This is a genomic window from Corallococcus praedator (assembly GCF_003612125.1).
In the GTDB taxonomy this organism is placed as follows: Bacteria; Myxococcota; Myxococcia; order Myxococcales; family Myxococcaceae; genus Corallococcus; species Corallococcus praedator.
Genome location: NZ_RAWI01001005.1, coordinates 1 through 452, shown reverse-complemented (window position 1 = coordinate 452; position 452 = coordinate 1). Strand labels below are relative to the sequence as shown.

The window sequence follows — 452 nt, the reverse complement described above, 5'->3', positions numbered from 1 at the left end:
GTGTCAGCCGATCGACGGACCGCTCACAGGGCGACGGTGACGTTGTTCCAGACCTCATCCTGGACGGGCGAAGGCTGGTAACCCTGCACGCCCTTGCCGAACGCGAGCGAAGGCGGAGCATGGGTCAGCGGAACACCCGGGACGAAGTCGGCGATCATCTTGTTGACCTCCTGGTACTTCGCCTGCTGCGCAGCCGCGTCACTCATCTGGCGAGCCTCGTTGAGCGCGGTGAACAGGGCCGGGTTGTCGAAGCCCCACTCGTTGGCCTTGCCGCCGAAGAACACACCGACGAAGTTGTCCGGGTCGTTGTAGTCGCCCGTCCAACCGAGCAGGTGGATGCCGTGGCTGCTGCCGCCCTGGATCAGGTCCAGGTAGTCCGGGCTCCACTTGTTGGCCACCGGCGTGACCTTGATGCCGACCGCCTCGAGTTGGGCCTTCAGAGAGGTGTAGAT

The 452-nt window shown here is 64.4% G+C and carries 1 protein-coding gene; it reads right to left on the bottom strand.

Translation table 11 applies throughout. The features are described 5' to 3' along the window. Positions 1-23: 23 nt before the first annotated feature. Positions 24-452: periplasmic substrate-binding domain-containing protein (locus D7Y13_RS42785; RefSeq protein ID WP_208734627.1), on the bottom strand; the 429-nt coding region annotated here is incomplete at its 5' end.